This window comes from Moritella sp. JT01 (assembly GCF_001574435.1).
Lineage (GTDB): Bacteria > Pseudomonadota > Gammaproteobacteria > Enterobacterales > Moritellaceae > Moritella.
The window spans coordinates 1-4,900 of the sequence record NZ_LOCN01000039.1 but is presented as its reverse complement, the minus strand read 5'-3'; the positions used below and the strand labels follow the sequence as shown (position 1 = coordinate 4,900).

General features: G+C 35.0%; 5 protein-coding genes and 2 pseudogenes. 4 read left to right on the top strand and 3 right to left on the bottom strand.

Annotation, left to right across the window (positions count from 1 at the left end):
* Nucleotides 1-110: pseudogene (locus AKG98_RS22580) on the top strand (IS6 family transposase); the annotation flags it as partial.
* 826 nt (nt 111-936) lie between these two features.
* Here the strand turns inward: AKG98_RS22580 and queF are convergent.
* From queF to AKG98_RS21315, 3 genes are read right to left on the bottom strand one after another with little or no spacing between them, the layout of a single operon-like run.
* Entirely contained in the window at nt 937-1,767 is an 831-nt protein-coding gene (queF, locus tag AKG98_RS21325; protein ID WP_067051025.1) for an NADPH-dependent 7-cyano-7-deazaguanine reductase QueF, read from the bottom strand.
* A gap of 9 nt (nt 1,768-1,776) precedes the next feature.
* Entirely contained in the window at nt 1,777-2,640 is an 864-nt protein-coding gene (locus AKG98_RS21320) for a queuosine precursor transporter (protein ID WP_067051023.1), read from the bottom strand.
* Nucleotides 2,633-3,247, bottom strand: a complete 615-nt coding sequence (locus AKG98_RS21315; RefSeq protein WP_067051020.1) for a helix-turn-helix transcriptional regulator — start codon at nt 3,245-3,247, stop codon at nt 2,633-2,635. The genes AKG98_RS21320 and AKG98_RS21315 overlap by 8 nt, the downstream gene beginning before the upstream one ends.
* 231 nt (nt 3,248-3,478) lie before the next feature.
* Here AKG98_RS21315 and AKG98_RS22085 point away from each other — a divergent pair, with 231 nt between their 5' ends.
* From AKG98_RS22085 to AKG98_RS21305, 3 genes and pseudogenes are all read left to right on the top strand, one after another.
* Nucleotides 3,479-3,634: a TraY domain-containing protein gene (locus tag AKG98_RS22085; protein ID WP_083544038.1), complete on the top strand. Its 156-nt coding sequence runs from the start codon at nt 3,479-3,481 to the stop codon at nt 3,632-3,634.
* 307 nt (nt 3,635-3,941) lie between these two features.
* Nucleotides 3,942-4,202, top strand: coding sequence for a hypothetical protein (locus AKG98_RS21310; RefSeq protein ID WP_067051016.1), 261 nt, complete (start codon nt 3,942-3,944; stop codon nt 4,200-4,202).
* A gap of 127 nt (nt 4,203-4,329) precedes the next feature.
* A pseudogene (locus AKG98_RS21305) lies at nt 4,330-4,900 on the top strand (transposase); the annotation flags it as partial.

The window sequence follows — 4,900 nt, the reverse complement described above, 5'->3', positions numbered from 1 at the left end:
CTGAATCAACATTAGCAGGTGTTGAACTTTGTTCTATGCTCAAACAAGGTCAGATGATGAAGTCTGAAAATATGACTCCATGGGAGAAGTTTTATTCTTTAGCTGCATAATTGTATCTGAGGAAAAGCACACCTTTGATTTTGAACCTCTAAACTCGCAGTTTGCGACAGAACCTTTATATGTAAGGAGCTAATAATATTGACGTTATAGTCAATATTCCCATTGCTAAATGATGCCTGTGTTAATTTAATTGTAAGGTGTAGTTGTTCATTGAATTCGCCCCCTAGTTGGAGGTTTTTTAGATCTAAGGATAAAATCGTCAATACACGGCCTATTGAACATAAAGGTGAAAACACGCAGTTGACCTGAAACATGCAACAGCCCCACGCTTGTGATAAAATAAATACATGCAACAGAGTGATTATTGTGTTTAAAGTTGAAAGGGAAGAGGCGTTATATCTTTATAATAAAGTAAAGCGTGATTATGAAGAGGCATATCAAGCTCATACTGAGAACATAGGCCGCCTGCGGCGGCAACTAACATTCTGTAAATTTAACTATTCATAATAGGCATAAGCAGATATCTTCCTGCTAATGCACCCAAACAAACCACTCAAAGATCTCTTCAATAAAAATAATGCCTGGTTAACGTATCTTAATCAGCATATAGGTCCTGTGCGTGATGCTGTGATGAACTTACAAAAGTGTAACTTTAGGGTTGATATCGTATTTATTTACACAGCAAGAGCAGTGGCCTTTGACCCTAACTTGACAAGATCATATTCCTAAGGTTAATTCCGAGGGGATGGTAACAAAACCCCTATAAGGAATTAACCTGTATTTTATCTCTGCTATTGTGTGAATCTTCTGAATTATTACATGATATTAACTTACTTTAATTTTTCTGCCCAGAATGTTAATTCAGGGCTATTTTGTTTATTGTCTGATTAAACGCCCAATGGTAGCACTTTCTTCAAAATCACTTCGGAAAGGATTAATATCAAGCCCGCCCCGCCTTGTGTATCTAGCAAAAACGGTTAACTTATCTGGTAAGCAGTACTTCTTAATGTCAGTAAATATCCGCTCTACACATTGTTCGTGGAACTCATTGTGCTCCCTGAATGAAATGAGATATCTCAATAGTTTTTCTTTGTCTATTTTATTTCCTGTGTAGGAAACAAATAAAGATCCCCAATCAGGTTGGTTAGTAACAAGACAATTTGATTTTAATAGATTGGAATGTAACCTTTCTGTGACGATGCTATTTGATGTTGTGCTATTCAATAATAGGTCTGAATTAAATCCATAGTCATCAATTTCGATATCAATATCATCAATGCACTGACTTTTTGGCTCTTTTATTTGATGTGAATAACTATCACACGCAGAGAATATTTCGACGCCTACCTCTTCATCAACAGCGAGACACAGATCCTCTTTTAGTTTTGATGTAAGACTGAGTAAGGAATCAAATTTACTCTGGTTTAGCGTGTTTAGGTACAACTTAAATGATTTTGATTCAATAATGTTTTCTGATTGCGCTGGTATTTTAAATTCTGCTATACCTATCATGGGTTTTCCTTTTGAGTTCAGCCATGATAGTTCAAAAGATGTCCATAAATCATAGCCTGAAAAAGGCAATTTATTATTATCTATACTGATGCTCTCTCTTCCAAACTTACGGGGGATTGGATCTAATAATGTAGGATCATAAGTGCTTATGTATTCAGTTTTTTTACCTAAATTTTTGTTGTAGATACTCGACATAATAACTCCTTAATTAATGATTTTTTTAAATGCGTAACGCGATAAGTAAATAGGGAAAACACCAATAATGGAATAAATCACTTTGATAACAAACTGAGTAATGATCATTACTTTTAATACGTCCATGTCAAAAACGCCGTAAAATGCGATCATTATGAATAGAACACTATCAATAGCTGCTGCAATTACTGTACTGAATATTACTCGTATGAAAAGATATCTATTATTTGTGATCGATTTAATTTTTTGTAAAAAATAAGAGTTGATATTTTCTGATAAAAAATAAGAAACAGAAGAGGCAAGGAGAACGGCAAACATTCGAGTCACCATTTCAGTAAATGATTGGTCTAGTTCCCAGCCAGTCATTGACGGAGTTAACGATAAGAGCCATAAAGCACTAAAAAATAATGTGTTCATAAGTAGCGTTAAAATAATACTAATGCGTGCGAGATGAATGCCATAAAATTCATTGAGTGTATCAATTAAAATGAACGTGAACGGATATATTAATAATGCAGCAGGCATGATTACATTGATAGATGTGAACTCAACCGGTTTAATGCCTGTTATGCTTGAACAAATGAATACTACAGTCAATAGAAGAGATAATATGGTATAAAGTAACCAGTAGGATTCTTTTCTATCTTTTATGTCATAAGAAGTGACTGTCGATGTATGGCTGTATATTTTTTTGTGAATTTGATTCAATTCATGCCTATTCAAATCATCAGACATATCGTTTTTTTCAAGTTTTTCGCAGCTTATTGTTACAATTTTCCCGGTTGATAGCACCATGATATTGGCTTTAACATCTGTAGTATCTATAGTATATGTAAATCCAATCAGCTTGTACTTCCTATTGTATCTATTCATCTATCAACCTCTCTTCTAAAATAATGCCAATGATTTTGTCTGTATAATGGATGTCATCTCTATTTCTTCGAATAGTTAATTGTTGATTATTTGTTAATGTTAACATTAATTCATTGGACTTAGGCACTGAAAATCGTTTAATGATAAGTATTGAATTTATAGAAAAAATATCAGAAAGTTGATTACCCACTTTCACCCCTATTATGTTTGTTTCATTTTGAAAAAAATAGGTAATAGGATGTGTTATTATTAACTCTCCTATTGTTTTATAGATTGTTTTTGTCAATTCGTTTTCATCTATGATTGGCACTGCGGACGGGTTTTTATTTCCATGCACAGCAGTAGTTCGATCTAGTATCTCTATGTCTTCTATATTTTCGTTTTCAATTATATAACAAGTGGTTCCGAAGAAATCAGCCAGTCTCTCCACTGTTTTGTTTTGTACTGATTTAACTTTTCCGTCCAGTATATTATAGATAGTAGTCCGTGTTATTCCGGTTCGATTTGATAGCGATGTTCTTGTCTCTTCTCTTGATTTTATTAAATAATTTACATTGTTAATTAATTTTTTTCTTCTGTCTATATTATTGATAATACCACCACTCATATTTAGATGATTTAATGTTAATTATTACGTTAGTTATTGTTTTGTCACAACTAGTTAACTTTATCTGCGATGCAGTTAACATTAATGGTCTTGTTAATATACGTTACGTACCTATATTTGTATACTTTAGGTGTTGCTGATAAGTTACAGGTTCATTTAAACATCATTTTAACATCATTTAAATGATCGTGATAAGTCCATCGAATGACAATTTTAATAAACGGGTGCTGTATGAAATCTAAATTTAAACCTGCTTTTGATGAAACTGAAACGGGTATTGGCTTTCGGATATCAGAGCAGGCAAACCAAATTCTTATCGTTTCAGCTCAAAAATATGAGAGAGCAAAAAAGCGGGAGGCTAAACTTCGACTAGAAGACCACCTCTAGGGTTTTCCTGATTGGTCGTTGTAAACACCCTATAGAACGTTATTTTAAAAATTAATGCGCTCACGTGCAGGGCTTCTTTTTGCCTAAATTCCGTAATACGGAAGATTTTTGCTCTTTAGTGGTTAGGGAACTGGACGTTGATTGACCGTGAAGATTGTCGAGAATTATCACATGGAGGTCGCTCATCTAACATGGTCACAAGAATTCTCAAGTGTGGGAAGAAAAAACGAAGATTTAAAACATTTGCGGTTTGAAGTCTTAAACCAAGAGTGATTACACAAAAAAACTAACAAAATAGGATTAAAAGATGAACAGTAAAATATTTTTTCGGGCGGTAGCTATATCTTGCGTTTTCCTCGCGATAACACAACCAGTACTGGCAGAAAACCAACAATTATTCCGAGTGATATTAGCTGCTTTTTTAGCAGCAAACATCCTCAACAAAACTGTGCTCAATCCACTAATTCGATCTATATACGCACTTATCGACGCGCCACTAAAAGCCCAAGGCGTGAGCGCAGGAGGTAAATCAGAGGGCAGGGGGTTGAGCATCAAAGTAACGCGATAAATAATAGATTCATCCCCTGCCCTTTTACAGGGGATGGCAACAAGCATTCCGTCCAGGTTCTGTCGCAAAGTTGACTAAATAAACCAACATGTTGAAAATGTTTCGATATTCGAAGAGGCATTATGATATGACAATCAATTTTTCAGGCCGACATTATCCATCGGATATTATCATGATGGCCCTGCGTTATTATCTTGCCTACAAACTCAGTTATCGTGAAATAGAAGAGATATTCGCTGAACGAAATATCCGCTTTGATCACTCAACATTAAATCGTTGGGTGATCAAATATGCGCCATTACTTGAAGCCAATTTCAGAAAAAGAAAACGTAAAGTAGCAGATTCATGGCGCTATCATTGATTTTTATTTGAGTGAACGACGTGATGAGCCCGCTGCACGGGCATTCTTTGACAAAGCGATAGGCAGCAGTGGATTGCCAGATAAAGTTGTTATTGATCAAAGTGGTTCAAATATAGCCGCGCTAGATACCATCAATGTACGTCTTTGGTTGTCTGGGTATATGCTTTCAATGATTGAAGTACTCACGGTTAAATACCTCAATAATATAGTTGAGCAAAGCCATCGAAAAGTGAAAGGTAAAATGCACCAATGCTTAGGGTGGAAATCCTGGGCTGGTGCTGAATCAACATTAGCAGGTGTTGAACTTTGTTCTATGCTCAAACAAGGTCAGATGATG